The sequence below is a fragment of the Methylobacterium sp. E-016 genome (assembly GCF_022829745.1).
GTDB lineage: Bacteria > Pseudomonadota > Alphaproteobacteria > Rhizobiales > Beijerinckiaceae > Methylobacterium.
This window is the reverse complement of sequence record NZ_JAKSYF010000208.1, coordinates 1-16,110: the sequence shown is the minus strand read 5'-3', so window position 1 is coordinate 16,110 and position 16,110 is coordinate 1. Positions and strand designations below refer to the sequence as shown.

Below are 16,110 nucleotides of genomic sequence, written 5' to 3'. Positions count from 1 at the left end.
ACCGCGTTCGACCGCATTCGTCCTTGGGCTATCGGCCGCCCGCGCCTGTCACCTTCCCGGACCTGGCTTTCCGGCTACCCATGGCCGCTACCATGCAGTAGCCTCTCAATCGGCTCGGTCCAAAATACCGGTCAGGTCAGGAGGAGCGCACGCCAAGCGCCGAACTCGACATCCCACCACCGGCCGTCGCCCAGGTGGTAGACGATGCGACCATGCGGTCGTCCTCAGCCCTCGCAGGCGCCACCGGCACCGGATCACAGCCGACAATTCGTGCCAGTCGATCGGGTAGAAGTAGCGGTGCTCGGGACGGATCGGCACTCGCGGCTGTCCGGGTGGCTAGGCTCCAAGTTCAGGCATAGCGGTAAAAACCTGACGGATGGCAGTCCTTCAAAGGGTCCGAGATGGGTCGAGAGCAGGCTCATGGATGATGTCCGCTTCCATGGTTCACCGCCCCAAAGCGGACTGACGGCAATCCACCCCAAGCCGCCATTCGGCTACCGACCCAACCTTGCCATATCTACTGGTTGGCGAGGTGCTCGGAAGCGGACATACATTACGACCTGCCTTGGACGCAGCCTCCAAGCAGCGTCCTTTACAAGAGTCTCCATCCTTCATCTGTTACTGCGCCTTGGCCTCTGCCGCCGCGGCGTGGATGGTATCTGCGAGCGCACTGGGCGTCACGCCGACGCGTACCCCAGCGGAGGCGAGCAGGACGGACAGCGCGACCATGAGCGCACAGGACCCACGGGCGAGACGCCGCGGGGATGCGGTTGGGGCGGTGCTGGGGCGGATCTTCGCCGGGGGATGCATTGTGGCCTTCGACCTCGTGGGACCCCGTCGCGGGTTTCCCTCCCGATCGACACGTATGCGGTCGCCCCTCTGAAAGAGACGCGCGGCCGCTCCAGGCTGATCTGATACGTCGAGGTTTAGATCAAGGGCGCCCGACCTAACATTTTAAAGATGATCGCGCGACGTTCTCGATATTCCACATCCGGGACCGGAAAGGGAATGTTTCGGTGGCAGCCTCGGACCGGCACTGATGGACTCCCCTACCTACGGTTTCGGGACGCGCCGGACATGCGTCCGGCGTTCAGGCCAGGAGGTGATCGATCAGCCGTTCGAGCGCGACGACGGCAACCAAAAGCGTAGTGAGATACAATGGCATCCAGCTGCGGCGACCATGCGCTCCTGGATCGCCGTCGCGCAGGCTTTCGCGGTTGTCATAATCCATGAACATAAAGTGGGACCGGCTGGACACGGGCTTGGTCGGGGGATGATGGACGCAGAAATCCGGAGATGTCGCGAGCGGCCTCGCCGAGTTCCCGTTCCAGGTCGCAGCGCTGGATATCGATGAGGTCTGCCAGGATGTCATCGCCATCCGCGTCTATCGCAGCGATGAAACGAAAACCGGACTCGGCGTACTCAAAGTCGACCAGAACATCGCGCTGCGCAAAAGGATCCCGAGGATCGATGCAAGAATGCTTCGGCATTGTTCATCCTGATTTCATGCTCATGAAGGACTTCGCCATTCTGCAAAATCGGCAATGGAATGTGCTTTTGTTTTTCTGCGACTTTCCAGAACAAGCACCTGCCATCTCGCGCTTCATCCGGACAGGATGGCTGTCCGATCTCGGACGGATCTCGGCCCGATCATGCGGGGGCGCGACGGAGTCCCTCGCCGCATGAAGGCTTTTCCCGCCGCCCCCTAATCCTTCCGCCGGCCGGCACCGGCATGCCGCCGGATGCGGCCTTCGTGCTTCCGGCCGGCGCCATGCTGGGCCACCATTGGCTCGCGCAGCAGGTGATGCTGATCGGCGCGCAGCATCCGGGAGCCTTCAAGATCTCCTCCGAGCGAACGATGCCGTGACATCCTCGTCGTTGCTGCGGGCCGGATGCGCGGGGGTGAGCCGAATCAGTCGCTCACCCAAGACCTCTCCGCGACGGACCAATGCGCCGTTCGTCGCCCGGCAAGGAGAAGGCGATGGGTGCCGCAGCAACGCTTGATAGAATAAGCTCGCTGCGCAATTTTTAAGTTTTAGAGGATTGTTTTTTCGAGCGTATTTGACTTAGACGCGTCGTATTTTCGCGTCTATCCAAGGATGACGACCGGACCTCGAACGTGGGCTCGGCACAGGAACTCTTAGTGATCCGCGTGAACAAACCATCCCGTGACGGGAGCGCCGAGGACGTTCGGCTTCCAAGGCAGGAGCGCCTGCCGTGAAGACCCGCCTGTTCGCAAACGTCGCGGCGCTCGCCGCCATCGCCATCGCGGCCGTCCTACTCCTTGCTCACAACGAGGCGGGCGGCAGCGCCCAGGCGACGCTACTCAACGTCTCCTATGATCCGACGCGAGAACTCTATGCCGCAATTAATCCCGGCTTCGTCGCCGCCTATGCGAAGGAGACCGGGCGCACGGTCGGCGTGACGCAATCGCATGGCGGCTCATCGCGGCAGGCCCGCTCGGTCATCGCGGGCGAGCAACCCGCCGACGTGGTGACCCTCGGGCTACCCTCCGACATCGACGGCTTGGTCAAGCGCGGGCTCGTGGCGGCCGACTGGGCTAGCCGGCTTCCGAACCGGGCCGTCCCCTACACCTCGACCATCGTCTTCGTTGTACGGGCGGGCAATCCGAAGGACCTCCACGACTGGCCAGATCTCGTGCGGGAGGGCGTCGAGGTGGTGACGCCCGACCCGAAGAGCTCTGGCAACGGCAAGCTCAGCGCGCTCGCGGCCTGGGGCTCCGTCGTCACCCGCGGAGGCGACGAGACCGCCGCCCGCACCTATCTCGGCGCGCTCTTCGCCCATGCCACGGGCTTCAATGCCGGCGCACGGGGAGCGGCCGACACCTTCGCGGTCGAGCGCGTCGGCGATGCCCACCTGACCTGGGAGAACGAGGCCCTGCGCGAGGTCGCGGCCTCGAACGGCACCCTGCAGACCGTCTACCCGCCGGTGAGCATCCTGGCCGAACCATCGGTCGCGCTCGTCGACGCCAACGTGGCGAAGGACGGCAAGCGCGACGCGGCCGAGGCCTACCTGCGCTACCTGTTCGGCGACGCCGCGCAGGAGACCATCGCGAGCCTCGGCTATCGCCCGTCGAAGCCGGAGGTCTTCGCCCGCCACGCCGACCGCCTGCCGAAGATCGCGTTGTTTCCCGTTACCGCGATCGCCAGGGACTGGGCGGACGCACAAGGCCGGTTCTTCGCCGAGAACGGCATCATCGACACCGTCTACCGGCCGCAATCGCAATGACTAGTTCCGCTCGACCCTACCCGGCATCCCCCGTGCTACGTCTCACCGCCTGGCGCTCGGCCCTGCATTACGATGCGGCGACCGGACGGCGCGACGTGCTCGCTGGGCTCACCGTCGCGGCAATCTCCCTGCCGCAGGGCATGGCCTATGCGCTGCTCGCCGGCGTCGATCCGCGCTATGGGCTCTATTCCGCGATCGTCGTGACGCTGATCGCCTCGATTCTCGGTTCGTCCTCGCACCTGATCAACGGCCCGACGAGCGCGATCTCGCTGCTGGTCTTCAGCGCGCTCAGCCATTTCGACCCGGACGCGCGCGCCCAGGCCGCCGAGGCGATGTTCCTGCTCGGCGTGATGGTCGGGGCGATCCAGATCCTGATCGCCGTGTTCCGGCTCGGCGACCTCACCCGCTACATCTCGGAATCGGTGATCCTCGGCTTCATGGCGGGCGCCGCGGCGCTCCTCGCCATCAGCCAGATCGGCAACGCACTCGGCCTGCGCAGCCGCGGCCACGGCGACCAGAACGTGCTGGTGCGGCTCTGGCTCACGCTCACCGAGGGCGGCCCCGTCAGCGGGAAGGCCCTGACGTTGAGTCTCGGCGCGGTGACCCTCGCGACCCTGCTGCGGGCGGTGGTGCGGCGCTATCGCCTGCCGCAGCTCGACATGCTCGTGACCTTGATCGTCGTCGCCGGTTTCGCGTGGTTCACCGGGTGGTCGGTGGCCGGCGCCGACGGCCAGACGGCGGTGGGCGTAGCGGGCGTGGTGCCGGCGAGCCTGCCGAGCTTCCATATCGCCGACATCCGCCTGTCCTGGGTATCGGATCTCGGCAGCTCAGCGCTGGCCATCGCCTTCATGGGTCTGCTCGAAGCGCTCGCCATCGCCAAATCGATCGCACACAAGACCCGCCAGCCCCTCGACTACAACCGGCAATGCCTTGCCGAAGGCGCCGCGAACCTCGCGGGCGGGTTCTTTCAGTGCCTGCCGGGCTCCGGCTCGCTCTCGCGCTCGGCGATCAATTTCCAAGCCGGCGCGGTCACCCGGTTTTCGGGCGTGGTGGTGGCGCTCGCCGTTGCAGCCGCGCTGCTGGCGCTCGCCTCGCTGACGCAGTTCATCCCGAAGGCAGCGCTCGCGGGCCTGCTCTTCGTCACAGCAGCTCGGCTCATCGACGTGACGCGGCTGCGCTATACCATTCGCGCCTCCGGGTTCGATGCTGGCCTCGTCATCGTCACCGCGCTCTCCGCTCTGGTCATCGGCGTCGAGTTCTCGATCCTGATCGGCGTCACGCTCTCGATCCTGCTGTTCGTGCCGCGCGCGGCGAAGCTCAAGGTCTCGGAACTCGTGGTAACGCCGGAGGGCGTGGTCCGCGAGCGCGTCAAGGATGATCCGCCCTCGCCGAGCCTGATCCTGATCGACCTTCAGGGTGAGCTGTTCTTCGGCGCTGCGCCGGATCTGGAGCGGGCGCTCGGCGATGCGCTGCAGCGCGCCCGGTTCCAGGGCATTGGCCAGATCGTGGTGCGCCTGAAGCGGGTGCGCCACCCGGACGTGGTCTGCCTGGAGGTGGTGGAGCAGTTCCTGCGCGACGCCGAGACGCTGGGCGTCACCGTGCGCCTCGCCGGCGCGCAGCCCGATTTCCTGGCAGCGATCGCGCGCCTCCATTTCGCGGAATGGTATCCGGTCGAACGCATCTTCCCGGAGGAGGACGACCGAGACTCGGCGACCCTGAAGGCCGTGCGGCAGACCTACGCCACGCTGGCGACGGACCGGAGCACAGATGCCCATCCTCGAACGGCCGACCTATATTACCTCGTTTGACGAACCCGACAGTTCTTGTGAGCTTGATCCATGAATCTGCTTCGCGCGGCCCTCGTTTTCGCTATTTGCGTGGCCCTGCCGCTGGATGCGGTGGCTGCGGATCGTCTCACGGACGAATGCGCATCGGGGGATCCGGCACCGTTGCTGCGGCAGGGCTGCGCTGTCCTCGACGGCTTCCTCGCGACCTTCAACGCGCGGGATGCCGACGCATGGGCGGCGACGCTGAACTTCCCGCACGTGCGCCTGGCCGCCGACACGGTGCAGGTCTGGGACACGCCGTCCGACTACGCCCGCTCGAACGATGTCCGGGACCTCGCCAAGGGTGGATGGGCATACACGCGCTGGGATTGGCGCCAACTCGTCCAGTCCTCGGACGACAAGCTCCACTTCCTCGTGCGGTTCACCCGCTACCGCCGGGACGACAAGCCGATCGGCTCCTACGAATCCCTCTACATCCTGACACGGAAGGACGGGCACTGGGGCGTCCAGGCGCGATCGAGCTACGCCGGCATCGTCAGAAAGGGCTCGGCTTACTGACGGCCCGAGCTTCCCAGCAGCAGAACGAGGATTGTCCCCCACTAGCTGACCCGTCGCTTCCTGCTCGCCGGATCCCTCGGGCTCCTCGCGACCGCTCCCGCCCGAGCGGCGGCGCTCTTGAAGGTCATCGCCTTGTCGGTGACGCATGCCGAGATCCTGGACTTCGTCCAGAGTAAGCTCGCCCCCGATCTCGCCCTCCGGTTGATCAAGATCAGCAGCGACATCCGCCCGAACCGGCTTATCCTCAACGACGGTGCCGACGCCAACTTCTTCCAGCACGTGCGCTACCTGCGCGCAGAGGAGAAGGAACTCGGGGTGCGGCCGTGCATGTGGAGCCGCTCGGGATCTACTCGCTGCGCTTCCGCACGCACGCCGACGTGCCGGCAGGCTCCTCCGTCGCGCTTTCGAACAACGGCGCGAACTCCAGCCGCGGTTTAAGGCTGCTGCAGGACCAAGGCCTCATCCGCTTGAGGTCCAGCGGCGACGGCACCTTCGCCACGGTGAACGACATCGCCGACAACCCGAAGCGCCTCAAGTTCGTCGAGGTCGCGCCGCCGCAGCTTCCGCGGACCCTAGACGACGTCGCGCTTTCGGTGATCAACGGCAACTATGCCTTGAAGGCCGGACTGACGCCGGCCAAGGACGCCCTCGGCCTGGTGCGGGCGGAGGGCAACCCCTAAGCCAACGTGCTGGTAACAACGCTGGCCCTCGAACACGACTTGCGCATCGAGCGTGTTTCGACGCTGCTGCGATCGGGGGAGGTTGCCGCCTTCATCCGTGAGCGCTACCGCGGCTCGGTGATCCCCGTGACGCGCACGTGAGATACCTCAGCGACGCGGCTCGTATCACTGGGCCGGCGGCTGCCAGATGCCGAGGGCCGAGGCGTCCACGGCGCGAAGCAGCAGGCTTTCGCCTCGGAAAGCGTCGGCAATGGTCTGCTGCTCGCGCAAGCCTGCCCGCGTGACGGCCTCGACCCGGTAGCTGCGGCGAGCGTTGGCGCGCACGATCACGTCCGCCTCGATCTTCCAGAGCGGCGACAGGCGGGCGGCCGCCGCCTCCGGCTCGGCCTTCACCCAGGCCCCGGTCTCGCTGAGCTTGGCGAAGAGGACGGCGAGCACGTCGGCGTGCTTGGCCACGTAATCGTCTGAGGCGAGGTAGTAGCGCTTGTAGAGGGACAGGCCGGTGCCGTCGCGCAGAACGCGGGCGCCCGATTGCTGACCTGCCGCGGAGAGGAAGGGGTCCCACGCGACCCAGGCATCGACGCCGCCGCTCACGAGAGCCGCCCGGCCGTCGGCCGGCGTGAGGTAGGCGGGGGTGATGGCCTTGAAGGACAGGCCTGCCTCCGTCAGCGCCGCCAGCAGCAGGTAGTGGCTCCCCGCCCCCTTGGTGACCGCGACCTTGCGGCCCTTGAGGTCGGCCACCGACTTGAGGGTCGAATCGGCCGGCACCAGGATCGCCTGGGCTTCCGGCGACGGGGCCTCCTGGGCGATATAGATGATCTTGGCGCCCGCCGCCTGGGCGAAGATCGGAACCGTGTCGGCAACGTCCGCCGACACGTCGATCTGCCCGGCATTCAATGCCTCCATGATCGGCAGGCCGCTGGTGAACTCGTGCCAAGACACGCTGACGCCGAGGGGCTTCAACGCGGTTTCTAAGCCCGAATCCTGGCGCAGCAGCGCGATCAGAGTCGACGAGCGCTGGTAGCCGATGCGCAGGCTCCCGGTATCCGCTGCGCCGGCCGTGAGCACGCTGTCGAGGGAGAACAAGAATAAGGTGGCGGCGAAGACTGCCTGGATGGAGCGATGCATGCGAAGGGGTGCCTTGGAGGGATGGGTAGAGGATAGAGCGAACGCCGATCCGCGCCCGAAGCGGTGACGGGCCGGATGCTCAGCGTATGGGGGCCGGCAGGTCGGGCCGGGGATCCGTGGTGAACCCGTCCCGGTTCGGCATGACGACGCGGGCAAGCGAGTCGGCATCGAGGCCGGCCTGCTCGGGCAGGATGCCGTTGCGGTGCAGTAGGTAGGCGCTCACTGCATAGACCTCGTCCGGTGTTAGGGATTGCGGCGCGTCGAAGGGCATCGCGCGGCGGACGTAGTCGAACAGGGTCGTGGCGTAGGGCCAGTAGCTGCCGATCGTGCGGAGAGGTTTCGCCGTCGCCAGCGTGCCACGGCCGCCGACGAGCGCGTCAGCGGCGGCTCCTTCCCCCTGCGCCCCGTGACATCCGGCGCAGCGCGCAGCGAAGACGGCGGCGCCCTCGCGCACCGTGCCGCGACCGGGCGGCAGGCCCCGACCATCGGCGCGGACATCGATGTCCCAAGCGGCGATGGCGGACGGCGTTGCGGGCCGCCCAACGCCGAGGCGCGTGAGCGGATCAGCGGCTCCGGGGCCGACCAGCGTCAGAATGGCGGAGATCGCCAGAACGCTACGCAGCATGGCTGATGGCTCCACCGGCGGCCACCTGCCAGCCGAACACCGCGTTGTTGTGATACGTGGACTGGGTTCCGCGGATCGTGACGAGCGCGTCGCGCGTCGGCTGGACGTAGCCTGTCTCGTCGGTTGCTCGGCTGAGAAGCTGGGCCGGGCCGCCTTCCCAGGTCCAGGGCATCCGGAACCGCGTCAGGCAGCGCGGCAGCACCGGCCCGTCCAGGGTCGCGGCACGCCATTGTTTGCCGCCATCGGTGGAGACCTCGACGCCCCGCACCTTGCCGTGCCCGGTCCATGCGAGCCCGCGGATCTCGTGAAATCCCGGCTCACGGAGTTGTTCGCCTCCCGAGGGCGTGGTGATCACCGATTTGGCCTCCATCATGAAGGTGAATTGTCGCGCCGTGCCGTCGGGCATCAGGTCGGTGTATTTCGAGGTCTCCTCGCGGGTCTGGAACGGCTTGTCGCCGACCTTGAGGCGGCGCAGCCACTTGATGCTGAGATTGCCTTCCAGTCCCGGCAGGAAAAGGCGCAGCGGGTAGCCCTGCTCGGGGCGAAGGCGCTCTCCGTTCTGGGCGTAGGCCAGGATCGCGCCGTCGAGCGCCACGTTCAGTGGAACGCTTCGGCTCATCGCGCAGGCGTCCGCCCCCTCCGCGAGGATCCAGGCGGCGCCCGGCTTCACGCCGACCTCGGCCAGGACCGTTGCGAGTTCGACGCCGGTCCATTCGGCGCAGGAAAGCAGGCCATGGCTGTCCTGCACCGTCCAGCCGGGCTTGGCCCCGAGCCAGGGCGTGTTGCCCGAGCACTCGAGGAAGTGCAGGCGCGACACGGCAGGAAAGCGCAGCAGGTCGTCCATCGTCAGGATCAGAGGACGCTCGACGAGGCCGTGGATGACGAGCCGGTGTCGGTCCGGGTCGATCGCCGGCACGCCGGCATGATGGCGCTCGTAGTGCAGGCCGTTCGGGGTGATGATGCCGTGGAGGTGGCCCAGCGGCGTACCGGTCGAGGCTGCACCGGGAAAAGGCGGCGGCGTCCGGGAACGGCGCCCCAGGGTCTCGAAAGGCGACGGGCGGCCGTAGGCCGGCGACGCAGCGGGTGCGCCTTGCTCGCGGCTCCAGGGCGGGACCTCCAGGGTCTCGGGCTCGGCGGCGTGCGCGACGCCACCCACGCGGGCGCCGATCGCGGCGCTGCCGGCGAGCCGCAGGAACCTGCGGCGGTCTGCGCGGGCCAGTTGGGTGTCGGTTGGTTCAGGCGGCATGACCCAGGATCTCCAGAACCTCTCGGCGGCGGCGGACGAGATCGGGGTCGTCGCGATGGCGCGGATAGGGTGCGTCGTTGACGATCTCGGCCCGGATCCGGGCCGGGCGGTCGCTCAGCACGATGACGCGGGTGGCGAGAACCAGCGCCTCCTCAACATCGTGCGTGACGAGTAGAGCGGTGAACCCCTTCTCGTGCCAGAGGCGGACCAGCTCGCCCTGCATCGCGAGCCGGGTTAGTGCGTCGAGCTTGCCCAGCGGCTCGTCGAGCAGCAGCAGGCGCGGCTCGTTGACCATCGCACGGGCCAGCGCGGTGCGCTGGGCCATGCCGCCGGAGAGCTGGTGCGGATAGGCGTCGGCGAATTTAGTTAGCCCGACGAGGCGGAGCGCGTCGTCGATCCGCGCCTCCTGCGCCTTGCGCAGGCCCCGCGCCTCAAGCCCGAGGGCGACGTTCCCTCGCACGGTCCGCCAGGGATAGAGCGTCGGGTCCTGGAACACGAGGAGACGGCTCGGATCGGGCCCCCGGATCGGGACGCCGTCGACCAGCAGGGCGCCGGAACCCTGCGGCTCCAACCCGGCCACAAGGCGCAGCAATGTGGACTTGCCACAGCCGGAGGGGCCGAGCAGGGCGACGAACTCGCCGGGCACCAGGTCGAGGTCGACGTGGTCGAGGACAGGGAGTGCGGTCCCGCGAATGTCGAAGGCGTGGGAGACGTCCGCCACCGATAGGCGGGCGCCCGTCGTCGCGACCGACTCCGGCATCCTGGGCCGCGTGAGGACGGCTACCATTGAACGAGGCCCTTCTGCCACGCGAGCAGGCGGTCGCGCAGCCGGAACAGAACGGTGATCAGCCCCGAGCACATCAGCGCCATGACGATGAGCGCCGCGTACATATTGGCGTAGGCGGCCCAGCCCTGCGCCCATTGGAGGTACCAGCCGAGGCCGGACTTCACGCCCAGCATCTCGGCCACTACTAGAACAGCGAACGACCCGCCGAGGCCCATGAACAGGCCGACGAAAACGTGCGGGAGGGCCGCCGGGATCGCGACCTTGCGGATGAGGAAGGCCTGCGAGGCCCCGAGCGTGCGGGCGACGTCGTAATAGGCCTTGTCGGTGCCCGCGACCCCGGACCACGTCAGCACCGTGACCGGAAAGCCGGTGGCGAGCGCCACGAGGAAGGTGCTGGCTGACCATGACGAGGGGAACACGAAGAAGGCGATCGGCAGCCACGCGGTGGCGGGCAGCGGCCCGACGAAGCGCAGCACGGGATGGGCCCAGTAGCCGATCGCCTGCGACCAGCCGATGGCGATGCCGAGGACGAACCCAACGCCCGCGCCGATGGCGTAGCCTCCGGCGAGCAGCAGCAGCGAGTTCAGGGTGCTGCCGCCGAGCTTGGGCCAATCCTCGAAGAACACCTCCACGATCGCCTGGGGCGGCGGGAAGAACGGCATCGGCAGGAACGAGAACTTGGCCGTCACCAGCTCCCAGGCGAGGAGACCGAGGCCGATCACAGCGAGCCACGGCCCCCAATGGGAGAGGCGACCGCCGAAGCGCCCGAGCGACGCCGAAAGCGGGAGTGCGACGGCGAGCAGCGCCCCGATCACCGCAGCGCCTGTGGCGAAGTCCGCCGTGTAGGGAAACTCGCCGTCCTCGGGGAGGCGCAGCGTCACCGCTGCCAGCGCCACCCAAATGACGCCGACGAGCAGGCCGCCCCACCGGATCCGGGAATGCCATCGCGCCGCCCCATCTGTTCGGGACCGCGCGGAATCGTTCGGGAGGGTACCTACGATGCTGCCGGACATGGGCGCCTCAGCTCAGGACGTCGGCGAAGACACGCTCGGCGAACTTCGCCGTGTCGGTGGTCCGGCGCAGCACGTTCACCCGTTTCAGTTCGTCGCCGTAGAGGGCGATCTCCTGCTTCAGGTCGGCGCCGACGGGACGGTGCTGATGGGTCTGGCTCCGCAGCATGGCGGCGAGATCCTCCACCGAGCCCTTGCCGCCGTAATTGGCGAAGATCGCCGCCGCATCCGCCGGATCGGTCTGGACGCAGTGCCCGCCCTCCAGCACGGCGCGGGTCAGGGCGCCGGCGACCGCCCGGTCGTTGCGAACGAGCGAGCCGCGCACCGCCACGACGCAGCAGGAGCGCGTCGCGTAGATCCCGGTGAGGTTGGTCGCGACCTCCGTGAGGCGGGGGTCCTTGAGCCAGATCCAGGTCCGCGGGTCGGCGTCGGCGAGCGCCTGAACCTCGCCTTTCTCCACCGCGAGGTTGAGGAGATCGGCCGGGTATTGGCGCCACTCGACCTCGCGCTCGGGATCGATGCCAGCATCCGCGAGCAGCAGGCCGAAGAAGTTCTTGGCCGGACTCGCGTGATCGCTGATCGCGATGGTCTTACCCTTGAGCGAGGCGATGTCGGTGATCCCCGCCGATTTCGCCCCGAGCAGCCGCAGGCAGCCGCCGTGCAGCCCGGCGGTGATCTTCACGTCGAAGCCCTGCTCCAGGGGCTTCAGCCAGCGCAGGGCCATGCCGATGCCGGCATCGGCCTTGCCCGTGGCGATCGCTTCCAGAAGTGCCTCGGTGGAACCGCCGAAATTCACGAACTCCACGTCGAGCCCGTGCTGGGCGAAGATCCCACGCTCCTTGGCCACCGGAGCAGCGGCCGTGCAGATCGCGGTGGCGTTCCAGGCGAGCTTGATCGGCCGCAATGGGCCTGTGGCCGCCTCGGCCGCGGCCGGCGCGCAGAGCGGTCCGGGATCGAACGGCGTGCCGGGCCCAGGCCCCCAGGCGCGGCCGGTGGTAGCCGCGAAGCCGAAGGGCAGCGCTGCCGCGACGCTCATCCCGGCCCGGAGGAGTCGGCGCCGCGACAGGGCATCGCGGGCGGAGGGGTGGGGCTTGGTCTTGGACATAGTGGTCTCCTCGGGCCGAACCGGCCCGCGTCGGCGGATTTCAGTAGCGGGGCGATCAGGCGGTGATGCGCGCGATCCGGCCGCGGATGGCCTGCGGACCGCGCAGCAGATTGAGGATCGGACAGGCCCGATCGACGCGATCGTGCAGCGCCGCGATCTCGGCCTCGCTCGCGGGCGAGGCGACGCGGATGGTGTAGGCCAGATCCTGGGGATGGACCGGCACGTCCGCGTAGCCGGCCTCGCCGGCCCGCGGATCGAAGGTCGCCGTGACCTCGACCGAGAGGCTATCGAGCGGCACGCCGTGCGCCGCCGCCTGGATCAGGAACGAGTGCGCGAGGCAGGAGCCGAGCACGCCGAGCTGCAACTCGGGCGAGCCCGGCCCGAGGTCGTAGCCGGCGAAATCCGGCAGGCTGTCGCTGATCACCGCGTGCTCGCGGATGCGGATGCGCCGAACGCCGCTGCGCCCCTCGATGCGGGCTTCGGCCCTCAGCGCCACCGGACCGACCGCGCCGCGCTCGATGCGCGCCCGGCGGTCGTCGAGGGCCGTGCGCTTCTGCGCGAGATACGGGTTGAGATCAGTCATGAGGAGATGCCAAGCAGACGAGGGCACAGTCGCGTGGCGATGCGCGAATGCTTTATGAAGCCATCTCCGATCGTATGTTGAATGCGGCACAGCATTCAACAGAATGGTATTTTGAATTCACGGGCTTTCGCACGACGATCGTCCTGTCCCGGTGCGGCGAAGGAGAAGCTCGGGATCGTCAAACGAGGGTGTCGTGCCTCGACCGTTCCCCGCCAGCGAGACGGCGACGGCGTGATTCGTTCGAACGCCATTCCCAAGTCGACGCAGGTTTCGACGCGCCTCACGATGCCCGATCGACCGCCCGCCTCCTCGGACAGCAATGGCGGAACACGGCGTTGAGAGGTTGAAAGAAAGAAGAATCCTCCAATCGCGGCATCGAATGGGAGATCGTCTTTCTTGGGCGGTTCCCGGATTAAGAATCTCATTTCGTTGACTTCAAGGTGCCCCGGCAGGACTTTCCACCGATCTTGCCGGCCCCGTCGCACAGGTCGGAGCGCGCGCCTTTGCCCGGATTGCTTGGCCCGATGAATGCCCCCGTCACTTCGACCGAAAGCGTTTCGGCGCTCGCGAGAGCCTTCGCGACACGAGCGGCCGGGCATGATCGTGCCGGCAGCTTCGCCCACGAGAACATCGCGGCCCTTCGAGAGGCCGGCCTTCTCGGGCTAGTCGTGCCGCACCGGCTCGGAGGCGGCGGCGGCGGCCTCGTGCGTGCGGCCGAAGTCGTCCGCACCGTCGCCGAGGGCGATCCGGCCACCGCGCTGGTGCTCGCCATGCAGTTCCTGCAACACGGGCTGATCCACACTCACGCGGCTTGGCCGCGCGACGTCGCCGATGCCGTCGGTCGCGCCGCGGTCGCGCGCGGCGAGCTTATCAATGCGCTGCGGGTCGAGCCGGAGCTCGGCACGCCGGCACGCGGCGGCATGCCGGAAACGGTAGCACGGCGCTCGGAGGCCGGCTGGCGGATCACCGGGCGGAAGATCTACGCCACCGGCTCCCCGGGCCTGACCTACGGGCTGGTCTTCGTCCGCACCGACGAGGCCGAGCCGCGGGTCGGCAACGTCCTCGTGCCGCTGGCATCTCCCGGCGTGCGGATCGTAGAGGCCTGGGACCATCTCGGCCTGCGGGCGAGCGGCAGCCACGATGTCGTGCTGGACGACGTCGCCGTCCCGGCCGACCACGCGGTCGACCTGCGCGCCCCCGAGGGTTGGCGCAAGCCCGATCCGCTGCAGCAGGCCTGGAGTTGCACGCTCCTGGCCGCGCTCTACGACGGCGTCGCACGAGCAGCGCAGGGGTGGTTCGTCCGCTTCGCCGCCGAGCGCACACCTGGAAGCCTGGGGGCGCCGTTGGCCACGCTGCCGCGCTTCCACGAGGCCGTGGGCGAAAACGAACGTCTGCTCGCAGTGAACGCCCGGCTGATCGCCGGCCTCGCGGCGGAGGTCGATGCCGGGCGCCTGCCGACGGCGCGGGATGCGGGCTTCCTCAAGGTCACCGTCACCGAGAACGCCATCGCCCTCGTGCAGCGCGCGGTCGAGTTGTCCGGCAATCCGGGGCTATCGCGCGGCAATCCCCTGGAGCGCCACCTGCGCGACGTGCTGTGCGCGCGCATCCACTGGCCGCAGGGCGACGCGGTGCGCGCGGCCGCGGGCCGCGCCGCCCTGGGCGTCTGACGCTTCGCGAGATTAGGAGAATCCCATGAGTCACCTTCCGCCCGATGCCGTCGAGTTCATCGGCTTCGCCGCCCCCCGGCTAACCTCCCAGATCCACCCGGCGGAGGGTCCGGCGATCGACCGGGACTACCTCGACCGCCTCGCTCAAGCGCACGAGGCCGGCGGCTTCGACCGCATCCTCGTCGCCGTCCACTCGACGGCGCCGGACGCCCTGCTGATCGCGTCCCGGATCGCGGCGGTGAAACGGGCGATCTGAGCGTGCCGTTCGAGGACCAGCGCATAAGCCTGGGTTCCGTACTGGAGGCACGTTCCGCACTGCCCCAGGCCCCGTTGAGGGCGACGAGCCGTTCGTCGACCATCGACGGGGTCTGGCAGGAGCTCCGCGCCGAGGCAGAGGCGGCGCTGATCGAGGAGCCGCTCTATGCCGGGATCATCCAGGCGACGGTGCTCGACCAGCGCAGCATCGCGCAGGCCTTCGCCTACCGGCTCGCGCACCGTCTCGGCGACGGCGACCTGTCGCGGCTGGCCATGCGTGACCTCTGTCTCTCGGCCTTCGAGGCCGACCCACATGCCAGCGCCCACGCGGTGCGCGACCTCGTCGCCATCCGCGAGCGCGACCCGACCTGCCGGCGCTATCTCGACCCGTTCCTGTTCTACAAGGGGTTGGCGGCGCTCGAAGGCTACCGCGTGGCGCACTGGCTCTGGCACCAGGGTCGGGCGACGCTCGCGTTGCACGTCCAGAGCCGCATCTCCGAGATCTTCGGGGCCGACATCCATCCGGCCGCGCAGATCGGCTCGGGCGTGTTCATCGATCACGCCACCGGCGTCGTCGTCGGCGAGACTACGGTGATCGCCGACGACGTCTCGATCCTGCAATCCGTGACGCTCGGCGGCAACGGCAAGGAAAGCGGCGACCGCCATCCCAAGATCGAGCGCGGCGTGCTGCTCAGCGTCGGCGCCAAGGTGCTCGGCAACATCCGCGTCGGCGAGGGAGCCAAGGTGGCCGCCGCGGCGGTCGTGCTGCACGACGTGCCGGCCCACACCACGGTCGCCGGGGTGCCGGCGCGCGTGGTGTCGAAGCTGCCGCGCAGCGAAGAGCCGGCCCAGAGCATGGACCAATTCTTCGGGGACGGGATCTGACACGGGCCGATTCGAAGGCGGCCGGCCCCCGGCCACCACCGGAGGGTCCGGCCGCCGCGCCGTCTGTCTCGCCTTGGCGATGAGCGCGGTCGCGCGTGCAGCACGAGGGTCGGACCGGTCTAGCAGACGGTGAGATGAGTTTTGCCCCTCGTCGCGCCGGACGAGGCTTTTGTAGAAGAAAATTATACGAAAATACGAATACCTAGCAATTTAATTCGTCGTACGGCCGCATCATGGTCTGTCTTTCTGCAAGGCGTCGTAAATTCAGAAAATCCTTCCATTGACCTCGTATCGCGGCCGAGGCTAGACCACGAACGTTCCAAGACGCGACGCAGGTCGTCGCGGGTGGAAATCAAGCATTCGATGCTTCACCCGAACGCGTCGTCCCTGCATGCGGGATGGCCGCGGCCGATACATCATGCCGGCACAGCAACGTGCCCGGGCTCGAACGACAATCAAGCGGGGACGACGAACGATGAGCGGACAAGGGCAGAGCGTGGGCGCATCGGCAGCACGCAATCTATCGACCGCGACCGTCACGTCGG

Annotated in this window: 20 protein-coding genes; 11 read left to right on the top strand and 9 right to left on the bottom strand. The window is 68.0% G+C overall.

Annotated elements, in window-relative coordinates; all coding sequences use genetic code 11:
• Positions 1–1,090: 1,090 nt before the first annotated feature.
• Both MKK68_RS29300 and MKK68_RS29295 read right to left on the bottom strand, forming a co-directional pair.
• Positions 1,091–1,231, bottom strand: coding sequence for a hypothetical protein (locus MKK68_RS29300; protein ID WP_244033717.1), 141 nt, complete (start codon positions 1,229–1,231; stop codon positions 1,091–1,093).
• Positions 1,221–1,490, bottom strand: coding sequence for a hypothetical protein (locus MKK68_RS29295; protein WP_244033716.1), 270 nt, complete (start codon positions 1,488–1,490; stop codon positions 1,221–1,223). The genes MKK68_RS29300 and MKK68_RS29295 overlap by 11 nt, the downstream gene beginning before the upstream one ends.
• 22 nt (positions 1,491–1,512) lie before the next feature.
• On the opposite strand from MKK68_RS29295, the gene MKK68_RS29290 reads away from it, so the two are divergent.
• The 8 genes from MKK68_RS29290 to MKK68_RS29635 all read left to right on the top strand — a co-directional run bounded on the left by MKK68_RS29290 (position 1,513) and on the right by MKK68_RS29635 (position 6,415).
• Positions 1,513–1,686, top strand: coding sequence for a hypothetical protein (locus MKK68_RS29290; protein ID WP_244033715.1), 174 nt, complete (start codon positions 1,513–1,515; stop codon positions 1,684–1,686).
• Between the two features lie 46 nt (positions 1,687–1,732).
• Positions 1,733–1,867, top strand: coding sequence for a hypothetical protein (locus MKK68_RS29650; RefSeq protein ID WP_279605571.1), 135 nt, complete (start codon positions 1,733–1,735; stop codon positions 1,865–1,867).
• 350 nt (positions 1,868–2,217) lie between these two features.
• Positions 2,218–3,249 (top strand): sulfate ABC transporter substrate-binding protein, encoded by a 1,032-nt coding sequence (locus MKK68_RS29285; protein WP_244033714.1) that lies wholly within the window; start codon positions 2,218–2,220, stop codon positions 3,247–3,249.
• A gap of 32 nt (positions 3,250–3,281) precedes the next feature.
• A complete protein-coding gene (locus tag MKK68_RS29280; RefSeq protein WP_244033713.1) occupies positions 3,282–5,057 on the top strand; it encodes a SulP family inorganic anion transporter in 1,776 nt (591 codons plus the stop codon).
• Positions 5,058–5,198: 141 nt separating this feature from the next.
• The gene (locus tag MKK68_RS29275) at positions 5,199–5,594 is read left to right on the top strand and encodes a hypothetical protein (RefSeq protein ID WP_244033712.1); all 396 of its coding nucleotides are present in this window, start codon (positions 5,199–5,201) and stop codon (positions 5,592–5,594) included.
• A gap of 117 nt (positions 5,595–5,711) precedes the next feature.
• On the top strand, positions 5,712–6,032 hold the full coding sequence (locus MKK68_RS29645) for a MetQ/NlpA family ABC transporter substrate-binding protein (RefSeq protein WP_279605570.1): 321 nt from the start codon (positions 5,712–5,714) through the stop codon (positions 6,030–6,032).
• Positions 5,918–6,274: a MetQ/NlpA family ABC transporter substrate-binding protein gene (locus MKK68_RS29640; protein WP_313899253.1), complete on the top strand. Its 357-nt coding sequence runs from the start codon at positions 5,918–5,920 to the stop codon at positions 6,272–6,274. Before MKK68_RS29645 ends, MKK68_RS29640 begins: the two co-directional genes overlap by 115 nt.
• A gap of 6 nt (positions 6,275–6,280) precedes the next feature.
• Positions 6,281–6,415: a hypothetical protein gene (locus tag MKK68_RS29635; protein ID WP_279605569.1), complete on the top strand. Its 135-nt coding sequence runs from the start codon at positions 6,281–6,283 to the stop codon at positions 6,413–6,415.
• 24 nt (positions 6,416–6,439) lie between these two features.
• On the opposite strand, the gene MKK68_RS29265 is transcribed toward MKK68_RS29635, so the two are convergent.
• From MKK68_RS29265 to MKK68_RS29235, 7 genes are all read right to left on the bottom strand, one after another.
• The gene (locus MKK68_RS29265; protein WP_244033711.1) at positions 6,440–7,402 is read right to left on the bottom strand and encodes an aliphatic sulfonate ABC transporter substrate-binding protein; all 963 of its coding nucleotides are present in this window, start codon (positions 7,400–7,402) and stop codon (positions 6,440–6,442) included.
• Between the two features lie 79 nt (positions 7,403–7,481).
• The gene (locus tag MKK68_RS29260; RefSeq protein WP_244033710.1) at positions 7,482–8,027 is read right to left on the bottom strand and encodes a c-type cytochrome; all 546 of its coding nucleotides are present in this window, start codon (positions 8,025–8,027) and stop codon (positions 7,482–7,484) included.
• On the bottom strand, positions 8,017–9,273 hold the full coding sequence (soxC, locus tag MKK68_RS29255; RefSeq protein WP_244033709.1) for a sulfite dehydrogenase: 1,257 nt from the start codon (positions 9,271–9,273) through the stop codon (positions 8,017–8,019). The genes MKK68_RS29260 and soxC overlap by 11 nt, the downstream gene beginning before the upstream one ends.
• Positions 9,263–10,060: an ABC transporter ATP-binding protein gene (locus tag MKK68_RS29250; RefSeq protein ID WP_244033708.1), complete on the bottom strand. Its 798-nt coding sequence runs from the start codon at positions 10,058–10,060 to the stop codon at positions 9,263–9,265. The genes soxC and MKK68_RS29250 overlap by 11 nt, the downstream gene beginning before the upstream one ends.
• Positions 10,054–11,073: an ABC transporter permease gene (locus MKK68_RS29245; RefSeq protein ID WP_244033707.1), complete on the bottom strand. Its 1,020-nt coding sequence runs from the start codon at positions 11,071–11,073 to the stop codon at positions 10,054–10,056. Before MKK68_RS29245 ends, MKK68_RS29250 begins: the two co-directional genes overlap by 7 nt.
• Before the next feature lie 7 nt (positions 11,074–11,080).
• Positions 11,081–12,175: an ABC transporter substrate-binding protein gene (locus MKK68_RS29240; protein ID WP_244033706.1), complete on the bottom strand. Its 1,095-nt coding sequence runs from the start codon at positions 12,173–12,175 to the stop codon at positions 11,081–11,083.
• A 55-nt stretch (positions 12,176–12,230) separates the two neighbouring features.
• Complete coding sequence (locus MKK68_RS29235) at positions 12,231–12,758, bottom strand: OsmC family protein (RefSeq protein WP_244033705.1); 528 nt, start codon at positions 12,756–12,758, stop codon at positions 12,231–12,233.
• Positions 12,759–13,282: 524 nt separating this feature from the next.
• On the opposite strand from MKK68_RS29235, the gene MKK68_RS29230 reads away from it, so the two are divergent.
• From MKK68_RS29230 to cysE, 3 genes are all read left to right on the top strand, one after another.
• Complete coding sequence (locus tag MKK68_RS29230; RefSeq protein WP_244033704.1) at positions 13,283–14,425, top strand: acyl-CoA dehydrogenase family protein; 1,143 nt, start codon at positions 13,283–13,285, stop codon at positions 14,423–14,425.
• 25 nt (positions 14,426–14,450) lie between these two features.
• Positions 14,451–14,681 carry a hypothetical protein gene (locus MKK68_RS29225; protein WP_244033703.1) on the top strand — a complete coding sequence of 77 codons (231 nt, stop codon included), beginning with the start codon at positions 14,451–14,453 and terminating at the stop codon, positions 14,679–14,681.
• Positions 14,682–14,755: 74 nt separating this feature from the next.
• Positions 14,756–15,565 (top strand): serine O-acetyltransferase, encoded by an 810-nt coding sequence (gene cysE / locus MKK68_RS29220; protein ID WP_244033702.1) that lies wholly within the window; start codon positions 14,756–14,758, stop codon positions 15,563–15,565.
• Positions 15,566–16,110: the final 545 nt, after the last annotated feature.